The organism is Streptomyces sp. NPDC006733 (genome assembly GCF_040636125.1).
Lineage (GTDB): Bacteria > Actinomycetota > Actinomycetes > Streptomycetales > Streptomycetaceae > Actinacidiphila.
Map to the genome: position 1 here is coordinate 131,613 of NZ_JBEYJD010000009.1, position 20,788 is coordinate 152,400.

Below are 20,788 nucleotides of genomic sequence, written 5' to 3' on the forward strand. Positions count from 1 at the left end.
CACGGTCGGGCGATAGGTCGTCCGGGAGCGCCGTTCGCAGCGCATTCCCGAAAGGCACGACCATGAACTTCACTTCTGAACCACGCCTCGACGACGGCGTCCTCGAGCGCGACTTCACCCTCGGCGAGATCCCCGGCACCTTGTGGATGCCGGAATCCGCATCCGCGGCCGCACCTGCGCCGCTGATCCTGCTCGGTCACCCGGGCGGAGTGGGCAGGATGTACCCCCGCCTGGCGGGCCGGGCCCAGCAGGCGGCAGCCGACGGCTTCGCCGCGGCGACCATCGAGCTCCCCGGCAGCGGTGACCGGCCCCGTTCGGCCACCGCCGACCAGGCCCGCGCCGATCTGCGCCAGGCGCTGCAGGCGGGCGAACGGGTCAGCGACGACATCGTGGACCGGCTCGTGCTGCCGCTCGTCGACCAGGCGGTCCCGGAATGGCAGGCCGCCCTGGACGCCCTGCTGGCGCTGCCGGAAATCGACGGCCCGGTCGGGTACTCGGGGGGAGTGATCTCCATCGGCGTCCGGTTGGCGGTGGTCGAACCGCGCCTTGCGGCCGCCGCGCTGTTCGCCGGCAGTTACGTGCCGCGCGCCATTCTCGACGAAGCCCGGCAGGTCGCCATTCCCCTGCATGTCCTGCTGCAGTGGGACGACGAGAACAACGACCGTCAGATGGCCTTGGACCTGTTCGACGCCTTCGGCTCCAAGGAGAAGACGTTGCACGCCAACCTGGGCGGCCACACCGGCGTCCCGCAGTTCGCGGGCGACGCCGCAGCCCAGTTCTTCGCCCGGCATCTGCGGTAGCCGTCGGCCGCCCCTGTCGTCCGGCACCAGCCGACGGCAGGGGCGGCGGCCGGTAAGCCGCTCATCGAGGTCGGGTTCCGACCCTCCTTGATGAGCGGCGCCCCGCCGCCGCACACCAGCCCCGACCGGTCGGCACCGACCGTCGGCGGTGCCGGCCGGTCGGGATGACGGGCGGGCACGACCGGGGGCGACGTCACGGCATCGAAGGTCTGATCACGGCTGGTGGGGACAGGTGGACGTCGTGCCGTCCGGATGCCCTCGACCTCCTGGCGCCGGTGCACCACGACGTGATCGACGCAGGCTCCACCTCCACGAGGTGGCGGACGCCGACCCGCCGAGCCCCACGCACCGTCTGCGACCGGGTCCGATTACCTCGCTGACCCACTCAGGGAAATCTGTTGTGTCTGGAGTAGACATCGAGTGGTGGTGTGGTTATGGTTTCTCTCGTAGCCAGAGAGATCGCAGGGCCTGGCAGGGACGAACTGCCAGGTAGTAGGACCGCGGTAGGGATGGCTCGCAGGACGGTGCGGTGGTGGAGCTTCGAAGCCAGAGGGTCGTAGGACGGCGACGGGGCTGACGACCGGACCGGGTGGCCCGCAGTGATCAGGGGCCGCCGCCAGGAGGACCGCGGGTACACGTCGCAGCAGCGCAGGTGAGTGGTACCCCGGTGAAGGCGTCGGCTGCGGGCGCGCGCACCGGGAGGTTCGGCAGTGGGGTTCCAAGCCAGAGCAGGTGCAGGACAGGCGACGGGGCTGGCTGCCGGAAAGTGGCGCTGGGACAGGCCGCCAGCAGTGCACATCACCCGCAGGAAGCGGTAGGGCTGCGCCGCGCTACGCACGTCCAGCGTGGATGCAGCCCTACCGAGCAAGAACGGAGGAGCGAGCGCCATCAGGATCGCCCGGACCGCTGGTGGAGTCCGGGTACCGCAGGACATCGAACGTGAGGTGGTCTCCGGTCGAGCAACAGCGATCCCCGCAGCCCCGACCGCTTTTTGGCCGGGTCGGCGGATACACAAGGCCGGCCCCGGACCATGGCCGGCAGATGGTGTAACGGTTCCTTCGGGGCCCTGGTGTCTGTCGGCACCAGGGCCCCTCAACACGTCCCATGGTGAGGTGCGGTGACTGCTGAAGACTCCTACGACCGCCTCAACGACGACGACTACCCCGCCTACGCGATAGGCACCGCCGCCCACATGCTCGGCACCACCCAGGGCTTTCTACGCGCCCTCGGTGACGCCCGCCTGATCACACCGCTGCGCTCCGACGGCGGACACCGCCGCTACTCCCGCCACCAGCTGCGCATCGCCGCCCGCGCCCGGGAACTCGTCGACCGCGGCACCCCGATCGAAGCGGCCTGCCGCATCATCCTCCTGGAGGACCAGCTCGACGCCGCGCAGCGCCGCAACGCCGCAGCCCAGCACTCGGCCGGCAGGTGACTTGCACCCGGCGGCGATGTGCCGGGTTCCTGCCGCGATGGCGGGCCGGGCGGACTGCCGGGAGGTGAAACCGGGGCCGAGGACCGGTGGCTCCCACGAGGCAGAGTCCGACGGACGGTTGCCCTCCCGGGACGTGCGACTGATCCCGCACGGCGGCCCTGTCTCACACTTCCTGCTGACGGCGGGGCCGGCTCGCTTCGCCGGCTACGGCCTTCCCCGGTAAGGGTGGACGCGCTGCGGGCGCTGGGGTGGAGTGAGAGGCATGACCGTCACACTGCGGCCGGCGACGCCGGCGGACGGGGAGTAGTGCTTCGCTCTGCACAAGGCTGCTCTGGGCGAGCACATCAGGGCACTCTGGGGCTGGGACGAAGAGGCGCAGCGCGCTTTTCACGCCGCGGTGTTCGCCCCGGGCCAGTGGCAGATCATCGCCGTGGACGGCGTCGACGCCGGCATGCTCCACAAGGAGGAACGGCCCCGTGAGGTCTACCTCGCCCGCATCGAGCTGCACCCGGACCATCAGGGCCGCGGGATCGGCAGCCACCTGATCCGCACCCTGCTGCGCCAGGCCCGCGCGCAGGGTCGGGACCTCACGCTCGATGTCCTGGCCGTCAACCACCGCGCCCAGGCCCTCTACCGGCGCCTGGGCCTGCACGAAGTCACCCGGCACGGCCCGGACGACCGCAAGATCAGAATGTCCAGTCGGCCGCCCCGCGGCGGTCTGCTGCGTCCCCCATAGCAGCGCTCGGTGCGCACGGATCGGCGTCAGCGATTCCGTGGGCTGGAGGTGGTAGAACGAGCCCCGGAGTCCGCGACACCCGTGTCCGACCGCACACCGCCCGTGCGATGCGCCGGGCGCCTCTCGCACAGCCCGGCCCGTTGGCCCAGTCCTCTTGGTGGACATCGCGCGGGGGTGGGCCAAGAGCAAGTTCAGCGGGTGCGTTCGTAGTGGCGGCGGGCCTTTTCTCGGTTGCCGCACACGGCCATCGAGCACCAGCGGGCCCGGTTGGCGCGGCTGTGGTCGAGCAGGAACAGTTGGCACGCGTCGTTGGCGCAGGGGCGCAGCCGGCCGGGCAGTTCCTGCTCGGTGGCGGCCCAGGCCACAATCGCCTCGACGGCCAGCCGGGCGTGCGGGGGGGTGTTGAGCTTCCACTGCAGACCGTCCGCGGTGATCTCCGGAGTCCGGTGGACTCCGCGGAGCAGCGGGCTCAAGGCGGCGGGTGGGCGCTCTGCGCGCACGACGTCCCGCAGGAGGTCCCGCGTCTCGCGCAGCAGCGCGAGTTCGGCGAGGCTGCCGTCGCCGCCGTGCTCCCGTGCCCAGCGTCTGCCCTCGGCCGGGTCGCCCAGCGCGTCCTGTTCCTCCCCGTTGACGACGGGCCTGCTGTTGAGCAGGTCGAGCAGCGTGTCCATCGGCTACCGCTCTCTCTAACCGTATTGAGTCCCTTGACAGGTTAGCTCACCGCGTGCTTGCATGGCGAACGCCTAACCGTATTGAAGACGCAAAGGGGTTAGATATGAGCTCGGTGCGCCACCGGACCGCCACCATCGACGGCCATCAGATCTTCTACCGCGAAGCCGGCCCCGCCTACGCCCCCACGATCGTCCTGCTGCACGGCTACCCCACCAGCTCGTTCATGTTCCGCGACCTCATCCCGCTCCTGGCCGACGCCTACCACGTCATCGCACCGGACCACCTCGGCTTCGGCCACTCCGACGCCCCCCCGGCGGGGGAGTTCACCTACACCTTCGACGCCCTCGCCGACCTCACCGACGGACTCCTCGACCACCTGGGCCTGGACCGCTACGCCCTCTACGTCCAGGACTACGGCGCCCCCATCGGATGGCGGCTCGCGCTCAAGCACCCCGAACGGATCTCCGCCCTCGTCACCCAGAACGGAAACGGCTACGAAGACGGCTTCGTCGAGTCGTTCTGGACCGACGTGTGGGCCTACGGCGCCAACCCCGGCCCCGCCACCGAACCCGCCGTCCGCGCCGCCCTGGGCATCGACGCCATCCGCTGGCAGTACGTGCACGGCGTGCCCGACCCGAGTCTGGTCAGCCCGGACACCTGGGAACACGACGTCGCCCTCGTCTCCCGTCCGGGCAACGACGAGGTCCAGCTGGCTTTGTTCCGCGACTACCAGAACAACCGCCCGCTCTACCCGCTGCTCCACCAATTCCTCCGCACCAGCGAGGTTCCGGTGCTCGCCGTGTGGGGCCGCAACGACGAGATCTTCGGCCCGGACGGCGCGCGAGCGTTCGCCCGCGACGCCAAGGACGCGGAGGTGCACCTGATCGACGGCGGTCACTTCCTGCTGGAGAGCCACCTGGACGTCGTCGCGGGGTACCTGCGCGGCTTCCTCGGGCGGGTACTGCACTGAGCGGACGGCTGGTGACCGATCTGCCCGCTCCCTCGTGCCCGAACCCTGATCCGGCATCGTGATCGGCGACGACGCGGGGAGTGGATCGCACGGCAACAACGCGCCCGGGCGCAGCTCTCCACCCTCAACAGCAAGAACGACCGGGCCCCGGACGGCCCGTTGGCGGCCCACGGGCGCCCGCACCGGAGGATGCATCGTGAGCGGGACAGGCCCTCGGCAACCTTCTGCCCTGACCTCGACCGGGTGGGCCCACCCGCCGCCGTCGCGGTCAGGGCATCACCGTTCCCGTTCCTCGGCACCTGCGGACCCGGCACCCGCACTACCGCTGGTCGAGCTCGGCCATATCCCCGGTCGCGGGCGTGCCGTCGGCGAGCCCGTAGCGCAGGTGGACCGTGCCCCGGGGAGAAGCCACCGGCGGTGCGAGGAGCGTGATGTTGGTGGGCACGGTGCCGGCGTCGAAGACCTTCTTCCCGACCCCCAGCGTGATCGGGTGCAGCCACAGGTCGAGCCGGTCGAAGAGTTTCTCCCGCAGCAGTGTCTGCACCAGGTCCAGACTCCCCACGACAGTGATGTGCTCATGGCGGTCACGGATCTCGCGCACCGCCGCCACCAGATCCGGGCCCAGCTGCGTCGACCCCTCCCACGACAGGTCCGGCGTGCCGTGCGAGGCCACGTACTTCGGGATGCTGTTGAAGAGCGTGGCGAAGTCGTTGTCCTTCTGGCGCGGCCAGTAGCCGGCGAAGATGTCGTACGTCCGCCGCCCGAGCAGCAGCGCGTCCGTGCCCTGATAGGCGGCCTCGACCTGCGCTCCGGACTCCTCGTCCATCAGCGGCGCCTGCCACCCGCCGAACGGAAAGCCCTCCGGATCCTCCTCGGGCCCGCCGGGCGCCTGCCCGACCAGGTCGAGGGTCGCGAACATCTCGATGTGGATGAGGCCCATGGCGCACTCCTGATGCGTTGGATGGTTCCGGTCGACAAGGTAGACCGGCGGCCGCCCGCAAACTCATCGCTCCGCCGTGCCCCGGCCCCGCCGAGCCCGGTCCGGCTCCCTTCCGTCCGCCCAGAGCGACATCCGCCGATCCGGGCTACGCGGCCACCGGAAGACACTCGGCGAGCAGCTCGACGATGTCGCGCCAGGCCCGCTGTGCGTGGCGCGGGTGGTAGCCGACCCCGGGGACCACGGTGTGATCGACCGACGGGTGGTGGAAGGCGTGCAGAGCTCCGCCGTAGATCACCAGGCGCCAGTCGACGCCCGCGGCCTGCATCTCGGCGGCGAAGGCGTCCCGCTGTGCTGCGGGCATGATCGGATCCTCCGATCCGACCCCGGCCCACACGGGGCAGCGGATGCGCGCCGCCTCGCCCGGGCGGCCCGTGGTCAGGGCGTTGACCGTCCCGATCGCGCGCAGGTCGACGCCATCGCGCCCCAGTTCCAGCACGATCGCGCCCCCGGTGCCGTAGCCGATGCCAGAGATCTGCTCGGGGTCGGTGCGCGGCTCGGCGCGCAGTACCTCCAGGGCCGCGTGGCCGATGCCCCGCATCCGATCGGGATCGTCGAGCAGGGGCATGACGCGCGCCAGCATCTCCTGGGGGTCGGTGAACCAGCGCCCGCCGTGCAGATCGAAGGCGAGCGCCACGTAGCCCAGCTCGGCCAGGGCGTCGGCCCGCTGGCGCTGCACGTCGTTGAGGCCCGGACCCTCGGGCCCGAGCAGCACCGCGGGCCGACGGCCCGCACCAACCGGCAGGGCGAGGTGCCCGACCATCGTCAGGCCGTCCGCCGGATACTCGACCGTGCGCGTGGTGATCGACGTCATAGAACGCGACGGTAGCGAGAGGGTAGCTCGCCCGGGCCGGTCTTCACCGTCGGCAGAACCGTGCGGGTGGCCCCTCACCGCTGCGGGAGCACGACCACGCTCAGCGGCACTTGGCGGACAGGCCTCGGCAGGGCGCGCCCGGCCCGGTGGTGGTCAGTGTCGCGTCGGGGTGCCCGGGTGGGAGCGGGCGGTGGTGAACTCCGCCGAAAACGATAAGAAGGAGGACAAGTCCGATCACGGGGACGGCCACGACGGCGTACGCGAGGATCACCCTCCTCGGATCCGTCCTGACATACATGAAGCCCCCCGGGTCTGGCGTCCATTGTCCCGCCGCGGAGCCGCGTGCAGGTGGTTTTTCCACCCGCCGGGACCATTACCTGGCGCCCGGGGCGGGACCGGGCCACCGGCCTCCGGCCGCCCCAGCCGGCATCGCCGGGACGGGGCCGGCGGCGGGGGAGGCCCCGAGCCGACCGGGCGCCGCGGTACCGGCGGACCGGCGGCGTCCCCCGGGAAGATGACCGCGGCGACCTCGCACGATCGCCACTGCCTCTCCCAGCATGAAATGCCTGGCGCGGGAAACCAGATATTTACCTTCCTTTGGCCGAACTTGGAGACTCCATGTCCATCCCGCAGCCGACCCGCACCGATTCGCACCACCCTCGCACCGACGCCATCTGCCCCCGCACCACCGACTCCGGCCCAGCACCCGGCGACGGGGACGGCGAGGAAAGCCAACAGGATCGCGTCAACCGTCGCTGGGGCGAAGTGCTGCAGGAGACGCGCGTCGCGCAGATGGGCGTGCAGATCCTCTTCGGCTTCCTGCTCAGCATTTCCTTCACGCCGCACTTCCGCGAGCTGGGCACGTTCGACCTCACCGTCTACGTCATCGCCGTGGTCAGCGGCGCCCTCGCGACGGGCGCGTTGATAGCCCCCGCCTCCATCCATCGCATCCTCGCGGGCCAGCGCCTGAAGGAAGAGATCATCGACGTGGCCGGCCGGCTGATGATGTGCGGCATGGCCCTGCTCGCGCTGACCGTGGGCTCGGTCGTGCTGCTGATCCTGCACGTCGCGGTCAACAACGTCGTGGCCGAGATCGTCACCGCCGCCATCGGGCTGTGGTTCCTCGCCTGCTGGTACGCACTGCCCGTCTGGCTGCGGGCCCGCTCCAACCGTTCCGACCAGGACTGAGGACCACCCGGCCCGCGACAACCCGCCCCCACCCGGGGCGCACGTCAACGGTGCCGGCACCGACGATCCGCCCACCGCGGAGCACCGAACCGAACAGCGAGCGCAGGAAAGGCACATGGTGCACACAGTCGGCCAAGCGGTGGATCCCGCGCAGACGGACCCTCAACAGGCGCGCGGCGCCGACGGGGCGGCCGAGGAACCGGACAAGCAGGTCAGCTGGGCGGAGTTGTTCTTCGACCTCGTCTACGTCTTCGCCATCACCGAGGTCAGCTCCCTGCTGCTGGCCGATCACGGCTGGGCGGGCGTCGGACGGGCACTGATCGTGTTCATACCGGCCTACTGGACCTGGACGGCCACCTCCGTCCACGCCAACCGGCAGGACGTGGAGAACGTCCCCGACCGGATCGGCATCTTCGCCGTCGCACTGAGTGCGCTGTTCATAGGCCTGGCGATCCCCGGCGCCTTCGGTGACCGGGGTCTGCTCTACGGCGGCGCGTACTGGGTCGCCCGGCTGGTGCTCCAGGCCCTGGCGCTGCGCTGGCAGGACCTGCGCCTCAACTCCTTCCTCATCGCCGCCGTCGTCACCGGCCCCCTGATGCTCGCCGGCGGCCTGGCGGAGGGCAACGCGCGCATCGCGCTGTGGGCCACAGCCGCCCTCATCGACACCCTCGCTCCGCAACTCCTGCGCCGCCGGACGACCACGCACTTCCACTCGGGCCACCTGCCCGAACGCTTCGGCCTGTTCCTGATCGTCGCCCTCGGCGAATCCATCATCGCCATCGGCAGCCCGGCCACCGGAACCACGTCCATCAGCGAAGCCGTCCTGGCGACCGTGGCCGCCGCGTTCGTCCTGAGCGCCGCCTTGTGGTGGGTGTACTTCGCCTTCGCGGCCAATGCCCTGCAATTCGCGGTGGCCGCCGCAGACCGACAGTTCGACATGGTCCGGCACATCCTGTCCTACGCCCACCTGGGCCTGATCAGCGCCGTCATCGCCACCGCGGTGGGCCTGCACGAGGCGGTCGCGCACCCTGGACAGCGGCTCGGCCTCGGCGTCGCGGCCCTGCTGTACGGGGGCTGCGGCCTGTTCCTGGCCGTCTTCGCCTACACCCGCTGGCGCATGTTCCGCCTGTGGTCCGTCACCCGGCTCACCGCCGCCGCGGCCGTCCTGGTCAGCCTGCCCCTGGCCACCCGCCTGCCCGCCCTGGGAGCCGTCGCCTGGCTGGCCGGTCTGATCGTGGCGCTCGACGTGGTCGAGTGGTACCGGATGCGGCGCGCCGCCTCGAGGGCCGGCACCGAGGACGGCGCGGACGCCGCCGCGGCCGCCACCGTCGGCGAACAGCGCGACGCACCCGAGACGGAGGCACAGATCCGCATGGAAACGGAAGCGTAGGTTCCCTGCCAGCGGGCACCTGCGCAGGCGGGGGCGGGGGAGCCATGGCGCCATCGGCGGGATCCGCGCGGCAAGCTGAGGTTGTAGCCGCGCTAGTCGATCCGGCCAAAGAGGTGGTTGGCGGGCGAGCCGGCGTCGTCCCCGTAGAAGAACTCGGACGCGGCCCGATGATACTCGGCCCGTGACAGCTTGCCCGAGGCATCGAGGTCGAGCGCGTCGAACACCGCGGCGCACTCACGGTCGGGGGCCCGTCCCGTGCTGCCGAAGATGTGCGTGAACTCGGTGCGGTTGACCGCGCCGTCTCCATCACCATCGGCCAGATCGAAGAAGAGGTCGGCGACCGGCGCGAGGTCCTCGGGGTAGTGCGCGCGGTCGTCGAAGGTCGTAGCGAACGCCTCGGTCAACTCCGTCAACGTCACCCGGTCGTCCTTGTCGGCATCGGCGCGCCCGATCACGAACTCCCAGAACCGGTGCATGGTGTCGCGCATCCGCTGTACCTGAGGGGAGTCGGGGAGCATGTTCCGGGCCTGAATGTAGCGATCGCCCATCATGACGACGTCCTGCCGCGTGATCACACCGTCGCCGTCGATGTCCGCGGCGCGGAACCACCGCTCGTACTTGCGTGCGCGTAGCTCATTCATAGGCGCACGGTAGGTCCGCGCCAGCTGTTCGGACAGGCCTATTCACGACGATTGCCACCGGCGGGCGGAGGCGGCGGTGCGTCATGGCCGGCCCGCTCGCCCGCCATGACGCACACGACCGGCCTCCTGGGCGTCCACCGGCTGAAGGAGCGGCGTTCGCAGATCGGCCTACCCGGACAGTCCCACCAGAACTCCCAGCACTTCGCATCGAAGAGGGACTCCGCGTAGGCGGCCAGGGTGGAATACGAGCCTTGCCAGATGGTGTCGGGGCAGAAGGCGAAGTGTTCGGCGGCGACGAGCAGAGCATCCTCGTGCCGTGCCGGCGGTGCGGCGACGCTCAGATGCGGGGTGGCGAGACCGACGCTGACAACGCGCGCACCAAAACGGTTTTCCCAGTCCCGGACGACGGCGGCGAACGTGGCGGTGTCGCCGTCGTAGTTCAACGGACCGTTCCAGCCGACGGCGGCGAGGGCGTCGGCTCCGCCGGACGCGGCGACGAGACCGAGGTGAAGGTGCGCGTTGTGGAGCAGGAAGTCCCGTAGGTGCTGCTCGGCCACGGCATCGGGGTCTGCGGAAGCGGCGAGCGCGGGGGTGAGCTCCGGACAGGTCTGCCCGAAGGGAGCGGTGATGGCGTGCCGCCGATCCGTCGCGAGCCCGTCGTCCTGGTCGATGGCGGTATACCGCTGCCACCAGCGCACGAGAAGCTCTTCGGGGTTGTGGTCTGCCGGGCTGGACATGCGCTCGGGCGACAACTCCCCACAGCCCTGGGGCCGGAAGTCGCTGTCCTGGGGGTCCAGGGCGTCCAGCAGGAGCGGCCAGAGTCCGGAGGCGTCGTGCTCAGCGCGCAGATGGGACCACACGGCAGCGGAGGCCGGGCGGTCGCTCAGCCACAGCGGCCGCTGGTCGCCGTGTCCCTCCTCGGAGGTGATGAGGCGACCCGCTGGCAGGGCTATGGCGTGGGGTGGGCGGGATCCAAAGTTCACGAGCGGATGCTACGACCGGGGTCTGACATGGGCCCTCGTAGCGGGTTCCGGTGGCGGATGTGGGGTTAATGGACGCTCTGCTGGGGTCGTCGTGCTGCGTCGATCCGGGGTGCGTAGACGGGTGGTGAACTGCTCCAATCGCGGGTCCCTTGATCGCCAAGAGTGCGCGGCGGCATAGCAAGCAAAAGCACCTGGTGGAGCGGCACTATTGGGGTGGGCCGCATGACGGGCCTGCACGATGAGGCGCCTCCGGAGCACCGGCGCTATGCGCACTATCTACAGGTCTTGGAGGTTGTGCCGGAGGCGGACAAGGCCGACCTGGTGGCCGCCGTTCTGCGCGACGACGGCGAAGGGAGGGCGCAAGCCGCGGTGAATCACCATCTGGAGCGCCGGGCCGCGCAGTTCCTGACCGACGCACAGTTCCCAGCCTGGGCTCAGACGATGGCCACAGTCATCGGGGAGCGGACCTTCCTCGTCCGCCGCCTGCGCGAGTGGACCCTGTTGCGAGTGGGCTCCTGGACGAGCCGTGGACCGCCGAGGAACTGGCCCGCGCATCCGATTGGTTCCAACCACGGCCACAGCCGCGCAGATCGTCACCTCCCCCGAGGCCCTCGCCCCGCTCGCCGAGCACGGGCGCACCCGGCGTGCCCGCAACGCGGCGAGCCGTCGAGTCCTCCCCCCTCGTCACGGCGCCGGCTGACGCGAACCGCAGTTCGAGGTCCCTCCGCTGGAAAGGCCATTCACCTACAGCACTCCATCCAGCCGCAGATCAAAGCGCCACGGCACTCATCAGCCGGACCTCAGCGGGGTGCGGAGCACCCGGTGGGGTCGCTGCCGGTGTCCACCACGTGGGCCGCGACGGTGCGGAGTTTGATGTTCCGCCGCTGGGACGCCTGCACGAGCAGATTGAACGCCTGCTCCGAGGTGAGCTGGTGGCGGGCCATGAGGATGCCGCACGCCTCGCCGATCAGCTGGCGGCTCTCCATCCCGGTGCGCAGGTTCGCGGCGGCCCGGGTGGAGGCCAGCGTCATACTGGCCTGAGCCGCGCAGAAAGTGGCGACCCGGACGGACTCCCGATCGAAGGCGTCGGCGTGGGGCGCGTGCAGGTTCAACGACCCCAGCGTTTCGCGGTCGACGGCCAGCCGCAGGGCGAGCATGCTGCCGATCCCCAGGCGATGGGCGGCTCGCGCGAACCGCGGCCAACGGTGCTCCGTGGCCGTGTCGGTCAAGGTCAGGACCGGCTCGCTGGAGAGCACCTGCAAACAGGGGCCCTCGCGCAGTTCGCTCTGCAGCCGGTCGCACGCGGTGACCAAAGGGTCGGTGACCGCACTGCTCTCGAGAATGCCGTTACCGCCCAACAGGGTGACACCGGCGTACTTGGCCCCCTCGACCGCCAGGACTGCCATGTCGGTGACCTGTTGCAGGGTGTGGTGCAAGGACTCGGGATCCCGCAGCCGACGGGTGATTTCCTCCAGCGTTCGCCCGGCCTCGTGCTCCCACGTCGGATCCACTGGGACCTCCCTGACCCCGATCTTGGGCCGTCCTGCGCCCGGTCCTGTCGTCTGCGGACCTCCTACCCCCGCCCGGCGCGGTCACCGGCCGGCGATGGCGGCAGGACCGATATCCGGTCAGTCCGCGCTACCGAGGCCTCCGACTCGCCCCCGCCCCCGCAAAACCGGCGGGACGCGGCTAGAGCACTGGCGATGTCCCGCGTACCGGTCAGGACGCACAGGGTGTACACCGCATCCTGCAACTGACGCGGCAGCGCGGCGGACGTGTCCTGGCCGGCAGCCTGGGAGGCCAGTTGGTAGTAGTGGTCGACCGCGGCCCGCACGGTGGCGGGATGAGGCTGCAGCATGGCTCAGTCCTAACGGAGCACGGAGCGGGTAGGGGTGTCGGCGGCCGGGGCGGGCTCGACTGCCGCGCCGAGCTCGTGCCGCAGGTGGCCGTGGATCCGGCGCAGGATGCGGGAAACCTGCATTTGGGAGATCTGGAGGTGGGCGGCGATCTCCCGTTGCGTCCGGTGTTCGAAGTACACCCAGAACAAGATCGTCTTCTCCTGCTCGGGCAGTCCGGCGAGCAGCGGCCGTAGGACAGCTCGGGCCTCTGCCTGCCCGAGGGCGGGATCGACCGAGCCCAGGGTCTCGGACACAGTGTGGCCCGCACCGGTATCGGTGGCGTATTCCAGGGACAGCGTGTGGTGGACGCCGTCGGCCCGTAGGCCGACGCGTACCTCACTGAGTGTCAGCCCCGCAGTGGCCGCGATTTGGGCCTCCGAGGGGGATTGGGTACCCGCGCTCTGTAACTGGCTCTGCACCGTGCGGACCTGGGCCCGCAGTTCCTGGTCCACCCGGGGGATGTGCACGCTCCAGACGCGGTCGCGGACATGGCGCCGCAGTTCCCCGGAAATGGTGGGAATGGCGTAGCTTTGAAACGGATACCCGCGGGCGGGGTCGAAGCCGTCGACCGCCTTGACCAGGCCGACGGCTGCGACCTGTCGCAGATCGGCCGGACTCTCCCCGCTGGTGCGGTATCGGCGGGACATCCGGTGCGCGATGGGAAGCCATGCGGCGATGATCTCCTCGCGCAACCGCGCCCGCTGCGGGCCGCTGCCGAGTTCGGCCAGGGCCTGGAGCGCGGTGGCGGTGTCCGGGGCATCGTGCCTGCGGCTCCGGGCGGTCCACATTGTTTCGGTCATGACGACTCCTCGACGACAAGGAGTGCCTGCTGGCCGAAGCACCGGTTTTCACGCAGACGTCTTCCCGGAGCGGAGGCGTTCAATCGTCGTCGGCTCGCCTGCTGTTCACTCCGGCCCGGGGGAGCCAGCCGGGGCTGCCGCGCCCGGGGGCACTGGCCCGGCGGCCCGGACCGGCGGGCGTCGCGGACCGCGAGGGTCGCCGTCAGGCGGTCGGGCGGAAGACGGCCCGCACGCAGCCGTCCTCCTTCTCCTTGAACATCCGGTAGCCCTTCGGGGCCTCGTCTAGCGGCAGCACGTGGGTGGCCAGGTGGGCGGTGCTCAGGTCGCCCGCGGCGATGCGTTCCAGCAGCATAGGGATGTAGCGTTGCCCGTGCTGCTGGGCGGCGCGCAGGATCAGGCCCTTGTTGAGGATCGCGCCGAGCGGGAACTTGTCGACCACTCCGGCGAAGACCCCGAGCACGAAGACCGAGCCGCCCTTGCGGCACGCGTGGATCGCCTGCCGGACGGCGGTGGGGCGGTCGCTCTGCAGCCGCACCCGCTGCTTGGCCTGGTCGTACATGTGGCTGACTCCGGTGCCGTGCGCTTCCATGCCGACCGCCTCAATGCACACGTCAGGACCGCGCCCGCCGGTGCGTTCACGCAATTCGGCCGCGATGTCGGTGGTCGTGTAGTCCAGTGCTTCGGCTCCGGCGTGCAGTTCGGCCATCTGCAGGCGCTCCGCGTAACAGTCGATGACGATCACCCGCTCAGCGCCCAGCAGGTACGCGGCCCGGGCCGCCAGCTGGCCCACCGCGCCGCTTCCCCACACGGCGACGACGTCCCCGGCGGTGACGCCCCCGAGGTCGGCACCCATCCACCCGGTCGGCGCGGCGTCGGAGGCGAACAGCGCGCTCTGGTCGTCGACCCCGTCCGGGACAGTGAAGGCCCCGTAGTCGGCGAAGGGCACCCGCACGTACTCCGCGTGACTGCCCCGGAAGCCACCCATGGCGTGGGAGTAGCCGTACACCGCGCCCGGCTCGTAGCCGAACGCGGCCTGCGTCAGGCCCGGATTGGTGTTGCTGTTGTCGCACAGGGACCACAGATCCTGCTGGCAGTACCAGCAGCGTCCGCAGCCGATGAAGGACGAGACCACCACCCGGTCGCCGATCTGGTGCCGTTCGACGCGGGAACCGATCTCCACGACCTCACCGAGGAACTCGTGCCCGATCACATCCCCCGATCGCATCGCGGGCAGATATCCGCCGAGCAGATGAAGGTCGGAGCCGCAAGTGGCGCTCAGCAGCACCTTGACCAGAATGTCCTGCTCGTTGCGGAGCACCGGGTCGGGAACGGTCTCGACCGACAGCTTGTTCACACCTTGCCAGCACAGCGCCTTCACAGCACTCCCTCCGTCGATGCCCGCCGGGTCAGCCGGTCCATCAGGTTGCCTGTCGGCGTGGTCCTGCGGTGTTCCGAGGGACCGTCCGGTTCGAGGATCTCGCCCGTCTCCAACAAGGACTTCGCGTCCCGCAACGCCGTCCGCAGCCGGTCGCGGGAGGCGGCGGTCTGCTCCGCGTCGCTGCGCGGGCGCACCGCCAGCTCGGTGCCGCGGCCGCCAGAGGCGGGGCGGATCCGGATCTCTGGGGCGTCGGCCGCCGAAGTCAGCTGGGAGGGCAGCTCCTTCTCGACCTCGGACGGGTCCCGCTGGACCGTGACAGTCAGCCAACGGTCGGTCGCCTCAGGGCGCTGCCGGCGCACCAGCAGGGCCGTGACCACCCCGGCGGCCGCCACCGTGGCGGCTGTTGCCGTCTGCACGCGTTTCATCGGATGTCCTCCTCGAGGAGTTCGGACGGGGTGCGACGCGGACAGGACGACGACAGCGGTCCTGTCCGGCTTGCCGAGTTACCGCTCGGCGGCAGCTGAAACGGCCAGGCGTGCGTTTTCGCAGGAGGGGACGGGAGCGGGTGTTTCAAGTCCGGCGGTTGGGTACCCGGCAGCCTGTCCGCATTGCAACAGCGAACGCTGGAGGAGCCGTGACAGACCTCGGTGGCCCCGACCGGTCGACGCAGGAGAGGGCACCTGCGGCCGGCGAGGCCCTACAGAGCGGTGCGCAGCAGGGCGCGCGGGTGGTCCAGGAGAAGGCCGCCGACACCATGGGGACGGCACGCGACGAGAGTAGGCGCGTATTCCAGGAGACCTCTGATCAAGGCCGTCAACTCGTCGACCGGTTCCGCGACACCGTCGGCGATCAGGCCGACGAACAGGTGCGCCGGCTCGCGGCGAACCTCCGTCATCTCGTCGCCGAACTGCGGGAGATGAGTGAGACCGGCAAACCCGACTCCGCGGCTGCCGCGCTGATCCGCCGCGTGGCAGGACAGGGCGACAGCGTCGCCGACCTCCTGGAACAGCGCAGCCCGGGCGAGGTGCTCGGCGAGATCCAGGGCTTCGCCCGCAGGCGTCCAGGGATCTTCCTGGCGGGCGCGGCGCTGGCGGGGTTCTCGGCGACCCGGCTGGGCAAGGGCGTCAGCGCCGCAAGCGGCGGCAACCGGGAAGCGGGCCGCTGGAGCCACCCCGAGCAGTCCGGCACCGCGCGTGGCGAGGTCCCCCCATACCCTGCTGCCCCTCCCATCGCCCCCGCAGAGCCGTACGCGGTCGAACCGTCCGCCGCACCCCGCGCGGAACCGGATATTCAGCCCCCGTCGCACCCGCTGGACCGCCCGCTGATGGCAGCGCCGGACGCACCGCGGCCCGGGGCGGAGGAACGGGTGATCCCAAAGGCGGCGCCCGTGCAGCCGCAACCGGCGCCCCGGCCAACCAGCCAGGAGCGGTGAGCCATGGCCATGTCCAACGCCCAGGAGCCCGGCCCCCGTGCCGCGGGCGCGGACTCCTCCCAGGGGGCCTCGGTGGGGCAGCTCGTCAGTGACATCACCAGCGACCTGTCGAAGCTGGTGCACGAGGAGATCGAACTCGCCAAGGTCGAGGTGAAGCAGGAAACCGCCCGGGCCGGGAAGGCCGCGGGTCTGCTCGGCGGCGCCGGATACGCCGGGCACCTCGCCCTCCTCCTGGGAAGCCTCACCGCGATTCTCGCCCTGAACCACGTGATGGACCTCGCCTGGGCCGCCCTTCTGGTGACCGCCGTATGGACGGTGGCGGGCACCGCCCTATTTGCCGGCGGCCGCAAAAAGATGCGGTCCGTCCAGCTCAAGCCGGAACGGTCGATCGACTCGCTGAAGGAGGACGCGCAATGGACACGTCACCCGACGACCTGAAGGACACTACGGATGCCACGCGTGCCCATCTGGCCCGTTCGGTCGACCAACTGGCGGACAAGGTACAGCCCGGCCGGATCGTGCGGCGGCGGGCCGACGCCCTGCAGCGGCGGCTGAGTGGGGTCAAGGAGCGGGTGATGGGCACCGCGTCCGAGGTCTCCGCCCGCTCGGGCGGCGCCGCCCAGGGCATCTCCGAGCAGATCGGCCAAGCGCCGCAGCAGGTGCGCGAGCAGACGCGGGGCAATCCGCTCGCCGCCGGCCTGATCGCCTTCGGCGCCGGGATGCTGGCAGGTACCCTTCTCCCCGCCACCACCGCCGAACAACGCGCCGGCCGGCAGCTGAGGGAGCACGCGGGTGAGCTGGTCGATCCGGTGCGGAATGCAGCGGCGGAGTCGGCCGAGGCTGTGCGGTCCGAGATGCGCGAGCCGGTCCAGCAGGCGGTCGGTTCGGTGAAGGGGGCTGCGCAGGACGCTCTGGAGGCCACCCGGGAGCAGGGGATCCGATCAGGACGGGAGGGCGCCGAGGAACTGCGCGAGACCGGACAGCAGACGGCACAGCAGGCCCGCCGACGGACCGACACCGAATAGGCCCCACCGCGCCTGATCCCGGCCGCGCCCCCGGGATCAGGCGCGGCGGCACCGCTGCGTGGCGCGGTCCGCGAGAGCGTCGAACGCGACTCACGCGGAGCCGCTAGGTGGTGCTCAGACTGTGTAACGTCACCTTGTCCAGGGCGCCTCCCCGGGCGACGGCGGTCATGAAGGTGCGGTGGGGCTGCCGACGCCGGTCGGTCGGCGACCCCGGATTCAGCAGCCGCAGCCCATGGGGAGCCGTGGAGTCCCAAGGAATGTGAGTCCCAAGGAATGTGGCTGTGCCCGAAGACGAGGACCTGCACATCGGGAAAGCGCTCGGTGCAGCGCCGCCCGGTCTCGTGCACCACGGCGAAGCGCAGGCCGTCCAGGTCCGTGCGTGCCACCTCCGGCAGCCGCTCCCGCAGCGCGGGCCCGTCGTTGTTGCCGAACACGGCGACGAGCCCGTGCCTGAAGCAGGTCCAGGCAGGTCCAGGGTGGCGACTCCAGGGTGGCAACGTCAACCCAGTCCCCGGCATGCAGCACCACATCGGCCCGGCCGACCGCCTCCAGCAGCTCGTCGTGCAATGCCCGCGCCCGCAGCGGGACCTGGGTGTCGGACATGAGCAGCAGGCGCACCGACCCCTGCGGCGGGTCCGCGCCATCGGGCCGCGTGCCGTCCCTGACGCTTCCGTCCTCTCCGTCCTCGGCCGTGTTCATGGCTTCCACCCGGGCAGCGTACCCACGCGCGACGCGGCGGGCACGGACCCCGCGCCCGTCGAACTGCCCGCCGGCCGGTCAGCCGCTCGTGCGCAACGCCTCACGCAGGGCATCGCGGGTGCGATCCACCAGCGCCGCCACCGGGCCGAGCGCGATATTCTTCGCTACGCCCTCGACTCCGGGGTGCGAGTGCGTGGGTGCCAATTTCTCCGCGGCACGCACTGCCAACGCCATCGCGGCCAGCCGCTGGGGCGTCACGTGCCGGCGGAGCTGGGTGAACTCGTACCGCTCCTCGGCCCGCGCGTGCCGCAGCATCGACTCCCTGAAGGCCGTGAGCACCGGCAGGAACTTCGCGTCCTCAGTGTCCATGTCCTCCAGCGAGCGGAGCATCTCCTTGGCGTCCTTCTCCTCCGCCAGCCGCTCGTCGACCACCTCCGCGCCCCCGTCGAAGGCCGCGCGGGCGAAGGGATGGACGACCTCCTCTTCGGCTGTCTCGTGCACGGCCAGCAGCCGCACCAGCCGATGGAACGCCGCACGGCGGTGGTCGCCCTCAGAGGCCCGCACCTCGTCGAAGAGGTTATGGATCTGTCCGTGCTGGACCAGTAGCAGCGCCACCACGTCGTCGGCGCCGGCCGGATCGGACGGCCGGACGTCCCCGGCCCGCCCCGTCGGTTCGGTCTGTTCGCTCACAGGAAACTCCCTTCATGCTGTCCTGACCCGGCCTCCCCGGGCCGGGGCGGATCTGCTGCCGCACCATCAGTTGCCGGAGTGCGACCCGTCCACCGGGTGCGGTCCTTCGGTCTGCACCCGGTAGTCCCGCCCGGCCATGTCCTGGTGCTGGGCCAGGACCCGGTCGCTGGGAGGGCGCTCGCCGGCGTGCAATTGCTCCTGCATCCGCGCGAACCGCTCGTGAGCCTCCCGCACATAGCCCGTGCCCAAGGTCGTGAGGTCCTCCTGCGTGGCCAGAAGCCCGCGCAGATAGGCCTTATTGGGCTCGAAGGTTAGAGTGTTCGGCAGTTCGGGCGCCACCACCTCGGCCGCCTCCCTGCCGTCGTGGCGCCTCATCAAGTCGGCAGCGATCCGCAGGTGCTCCAGCTCCATGTTCAGATGCAGCTCCCAGATCGCCCGCACCTTGGCGTCGCTCTCCAGCTCCATGAACGAGTGGTACAGGTAGCACTCGTTGTACTCGTGGTTGACGAGCTGTTCCCACCACGTCTCGCCCGGGTCGACCAGTGACTCGTAGTGGGTGACGTGCTCCTCCTCGATCAGGCCGATCTCCTGGTAGAGCTGGCGGGCGATGGGTTCCATATAGGTGGGACCAGTGTTGAGGTAGAAGTTCATCGTCTGCTGCTCGGCCGAGAGGATCGTCAGCGCGTGCAGTTTCGACAGCGGGTCGAGGCTGGTTCGGTCATACGGTTCTCGCACGTTGTCCACCGGGTCGCGGTGGTGCTGCGGCGTTGGCCGACCGGGCATGACCTCGGTGAGGTGGTCGACGATCGCCTCCGCCTTGCGGTGCTCGATCATCTCGTAGAGGTTCGCGTACCGGTACAGGTGGTCGAAGTCCTCCAGTACACCGAACTCGTAGGCTTGCCGGAGGTAGGGGTCGGGTTCCATCCGCGCCACCCAGCTGGTGAGGTCGACCGCCACCTGCTCGTAGGCGATCGTCGTCTCTAGCACGGAGGACACGCCCGGTAACAACCAGTTGACGGCCTTTTGCTGCTGGGCCTCGATGTACCGCGTCGCGGCCAGCTGCTGCTTGACCTCGGGATCGGGGCAGTGTCGGGCGAGATGGTGGCTGAACATGATCGCCTCGACCTCGATGCCGTTCATCGTGATGATCCGGCACCGCGTATATGGGTCCGCGGTGTCCGGATCGATGGGCGTCACGTCGAGCTCACGCCAGTTGCGCACCTGGCGGTCGAGCGGGATTCCGCGGTGTTCGAGCGGATGGAAGGCCATGAGTGCTCCGCTTCGGGCTCGGTCTCGGATGATCCGACGCGCCGCCGGGTACCCAAGGGCGCCCTGTTGAATCGGATGGCCGGCACGATCCGCCGCCCAGTGCGCAGTTCCGCGCGTGGCCCGGAAGTGCCGGGTTTCAGCAGGGGCCGCTTGGATACTCGCCCGGGTGCACGTCGCCGTCCGCGCGGCCGTCCTCGACCAACGGCACGGGTGGGCGACGCGAGCACCCGCACGATCCGGGACGACGACCCGCACGCACGACGGCCTCCCCGGCAGACCACGGGCCGGCACGCCACACGCCCCGCCACGGGCACCTTCGCGAGGGCGACCCGCACGCTCTGGTCGCCGTCCCCGGGACCATCCGGCTACGAGCATCGACGACAAGGAGAGCCCCTCATGACAACCGCACGCGACATCATGACCAAAGGCACCGAATGCATCGGCGCGCAGGAGCCGGTGATCAAGGCGGCCAAGATGATGACCGAACTGAGCGTGGGCGCGCTGCCGATCTGTGGGAGCGACGACAAGCTCAAGGGCATGCTGACCGATCGCGACATCGTGGTGAAGGTCCTTGGTCAGGGCAAGAACCCCCAGCAGGTCACCGCCGGCGAACTGACCCAGGGGGAAGCGGTCACGATCGGCGCGGACGATGATGTCGCGGAGATCCTGCGCACCATGGCCTCGCACCAGGTGCGCCGCCTGCCCGTCATCGACGGCCACCGGCTCGTCGGCATGGTCGCCCTTGCCGACGTCGCCCGCGCGCTGCCCGACCCGAAAGCGGGCGAACTGCTCGAAGCGCTCTCTTCGGACTGACTTTTCGCCGCCTCGGCCGGCGGGTAGGGCATCCGCGGCCCGCAGGCGGCGTCGTCAGAAGTTCAGCAGCTGAGCTTGCCGCCGTACCGATGCGGGGAACGGGGTGCCATCGGTCCCCGTCCTCCGCATCGGGCCCGTCCGTTGGAGCTCGGACGACT

Annotated in this window: 22 protein-coding genes and 1 pseudogene; 10 read left to right on the forward strand and 13 right to left on the reverse strand. The window is 70.4% G+C overall.

Annotation, left to right across the window (positions count from 1 at the left end; translation table 11 throughout):
• Positions 1-62 precede the first annotated feature (62 nt).
• The 3 genes from ABZ721_RS10880 to ABZ721_RS10890 all read left to right on the forward strand — a co-directional run bounded on the left by ABZ721_RS10880 (position 63) and on the right by ABZ721_RS10890 (position 2,971).
• Entirely contained in the window at positions 63-800 is a 738-nt protein-coding gene (locus tag ABZ721_RS10880) for an alpha/beta hydrolase (protein ID WP_358788293.1), read from the forward strand.
• Positions 801-1,917: 1,117 nt separating this feature from the next.
• Positions 1,918-2,235 (forward strand): MerR family transcriptional regulator, encoded by a 318-nt coding sequence (locus tag ABZ721_RS10885; RefSeq protein WP_358788294.1) that lies wholly within the window; start codon positions 1,918-1,920, stop codon positions 2,233-2,235.
• A 343-nt stretch (positions 2,236-2,578) separates the two neighbouring features.
• Positions 2,579-2,971 (forward strand): GNAT family N-acetyltransferase, encoded by a 393-nt coding sequence (locus ABZ721_RS10890; protein WP_358788343.1) that lies wholly within the window; start codon positions 2,579-2,581, stop codon positions 2,969-2,971.
• Positions 2,972-3,162: 191 nt separating this feature from the next.
• On the opposite strand, the gene ABZ721_RS10895 is transcribed toward ABZ721_RS10890, so the two are convergent.
• Positions 3,163-3,642: a CGNR zinc finger domain-containing protein gene (locus ABZ721_RS10895; protein WP_358788295.1), complete on the reverse strand. Its 480-nt coding sequence runs from the start codon at positions 3,640-3,642 to the stop codon at positions 3,163-3,165.
• Between the two features lie 104 nt (positions 3,643-3,746).
• Between ABZ721_RS10895 and ABZ721_RS10900 the strand changes: the two genes are divergently transcribed.
• Positions 3,747-4,613: an alpha/beta hydrolase gene (locus tag ABZ721_RS10900; RefSeq protein WP_358788296.1), complete on the forward strand. Its 867-nt coding sequence runs from the start codon at positions 3,747-3,749 to the stop codon at positions 4,611-4,613.
• Positions 4,614-4,932: 319 nt separating this feature from the next.
• Here ABZ721_RS10900 and ABZ721_RS10905 read toward each other — a convergent pair whose 3' ends face one another.
• On the reverse strand, positions 4,933-5,553 hold the full coding sequence (locus tag ABZ721_RS10905) for a dihydrofolate reductase family protein (protein ID WP_358788297.1): 621 nt from the start codon (positions 5,551-5,553) through the stop codon (positions 4,933-4,935).
• 145 nt (positions 5,554-5,698) lie between these two features.
• On the reverse strand, positions 5,699-6,424 hold the full coding sequence (locus ABZ721_RS10910; protein WP_358788298.1) for a dienelactone hydrolase family protein: 726 nt from the start codon (positions 6,422-6,424) through the stop codon (positions 5,699-5,701).
• A 618-nt stretch (positions 6,425-7,042) separates the two neighbouring features.
• Here ABZ721_RS10910 and ABZ721_RS10915 point away from each other — a divergent pair.
• Both ABZ721_RS10915 and ABZ721_RS10920 read left to right on the forward strand, forming a co-directional pair.
• The gene (locus tag ABZ721_RS10915) at positions 7,043-7,612 is read left to right on the forward strand and encodes a DUF6328 family protein (RefSeq protein WP_358788299.1); all 570 of its coding nucleotides are present in this window, start codon (positions 7,043-7,045) and stop codon (positions 7,610-7,612) included.
• Positions 7,613-7,727: 115 nt separating this feature from the next.
• On the forward strand, positions 7,728-9,002 hold the full coding sequence (locus ABZ721_RS10920) for a low temperature requirement protein A (protein ID WP_358788300.1): 1,275 nt from the start codon (positions 7,728-7,730) through the stop codon (positions 9,000-9,002).
• Between the two features lie 92 nt (positions 9,003-9,094).
• On the opposite strand, the gene ABZ721_RS10925 is transcribed toward ABZ721_RS10920, so the two are convergent.
• From ABZ721_RS10925 to ABZ721_RS10955, 7 genes are all read right to left on the reverse strand, one after another.
• Positions 9,095-9,643, reverse strand: coding sequence for an EF-hand domain-containing protein (locus ABZ721_RS10925; RefSeq protein WP_358788301.1), 549 nt, complete (start codon positions 9,641-9,643; stop codon positions 9,095-9,097).
• A 38-nt stretch (positions 9,644-9,681) separates the two neighbouring features.
• The gene (locus tag ABZ721_RS10930; protein ID WP_358788302.1) at positions 9,682-10,380 is read right to left on the reverse strand and encodes a DUF4253 domain-containing protein; all 699 of its coding nucleotides are present in this window, start codon (positions 10,378-10,380) and stop codon (positions 9,682-9,684) included.
• Between the two features lie 1,046 nt (positions 10,381-11,426).
• Positions 11,427-12,137, reverse strand: coding sequence for a GAF and ANTAR domain-containing protein (locus tag ABZ721_RS10935; protein ID WP_358788303.1), 711 nt, complete (start codon positions 12,135-12,137; stop codon positions 11,427-11,429).
• A gap of 62 nt (positions 12,138-12,199) precedes the next feature.
• Entirely contained in the window at positions 12,200-12,484 is a 285-nt protein-coding gene (locus tag ABZ721_RS10940; RefSeq protein WP_358788304.1) for a DUF5133 domain-containing protein, read from the reverse strand.
• A 9-nt stretch (positions 12,485-12,493) separates the two neighbouring features.
• Complete coding sequence (locus ABZ721_RS10945) at positions 12,494-13,324, reverse strand: sigma-70 family RNA polymerase sigma factor (protein ID WP_358788305.1); 831 nt, start codon at positions 13,322-13,324, stop codon at positions 12,494-12,496.
• Between the two features lie 202 nt (positions 13,325-13,526).
• Positions 13,527-14,702, reverse strand: a complete 1,176-nt coding sequence (locus ABZ721_RS10950) for a zinc-dependent alcohol dehydrogenase (RefSeq protein ID WP_358788306.1) — start codon at positions 14,700-14,702, stop codon at positions 13,527-13,529.
• Positions 14,699-15,127: a hypothetical protein gene (locus ABZ721_RS10955; RefSeq protein ID WP_358788307.1), complete on the reverse strand. Its 429-nt coding sequence runs from the start codon at positions 15,125-15,127 to the stop codon at positions 14,699-14,701. The genes ABZ721_RS10950 and ABZ721_RS10955 overlap by 4 nt, the downstream gene beginning before the upstream one ends.
• Before the next feature lie 302 nt (positions 15,128-15,429).
• Here ABZ721_RS10955 and ABZ721_RS10960 point away from each other — a divergent pair, with 302 nt between their 5' ends.
• Genes ABZ721_RS10960 through ABZ721_RS10970 form a run of 3 tightly spaced genes read left to right on the forward strand, consistent with a single transcriptional unit; the run spans position 15,430 to position 17,159 of the window.
• Positions 15,430-16,134, forward strand: a complete 705-nt coding sequence (locus ABZ721_RS10960) for a hypothetical protein (protein WP_358788308.1) — start codon at positions 15,430-15,432, stop codon at positions 16,132-16,134.
• A gap of 3 nt (positions 16,135-16,137) precedes the next feature.
• Complete coding sequence (locus ABZ721_RS10965) at positions 16,138-16,572, forward strand: phage holin family protein (RefSeq protein ID WP_358788309.1); 435 nt, start codon at positions 16,138-16,140, stop codon at positions 16,570-16,572.
• Positions 16,548-17,159, forward strand: a complete 612-nt coding sequence (locus ABZ721_RS10970) for a DUF3618 domain-containing protein (RefSeq protein ID WP_358788310.1) — start codon at positions 16,548-16,550, stop codon at positions 17,157-17,159. Before ABZ721_RS10965 ends, ABZ721_RS10970 begins: the two co-directional genes overlap by 25 nt.
• Before the next feature lie 103 nt (positions 17,160-17,262).
• On the opposite strand, the pseudogene ABZ721_RS10975 reads toward ABZ721_RS10970, so the two are convergent.
• The 3 genes and pseudogenes from ABZ721_RS10975 to ABZ721_RS10985 form a co-directional block, all read right to left on the reverse strand.
• Positions 17,263-17,777: pseudogene (locus ABZ721_RS10975) on the reverse strand (metallophosphoesterase family protein).
• A gap of 159 nt (positions 17,778-17,936) precedes the next feature.
• Positions 17,937-18,476 carry a hemerythrin domain-containing protein gene (locus ABZ721_RS10980; protein ID WP_358788344.1) on the reverse strand — a complete coding sequence of 180 codons (540 nt, stop codon included), beginning with the start codon at positions 18,474-18,476 and terminating at the stop codon, positions 17,937-17,939.
• 138 nt (positions 18,477-18,614) lie between these two features.
• Positions 18,615-19,817, reverse strand: a complete 1,203-nt coding sequence (locus ABZ721_RS10985; RefSeq protein ID WP_358788311.1) for a hypothetical protein — start codon at positions 19,815-19,817, stop codon at positions 18,615-18,617.
• 396 nt (positions 19,818-20,213) lie between these two features.
• On the opposite strand from ABZ721_RS10985, the gene ABZ721_RS10990 reads away from it, so the two are divergent.
• A complete protein-coding gene (locus ABZ721_RS10990) occupies positions 20,214-20,630 on the forward strand; it encodes a CBS domain-containing protein (protein WP_358788312.1) in 417 nt (138 codons plus the stop codon).
• The last annotated feature ends 158 nt before the right edge of the window (positions 20,631-20,788 follow it).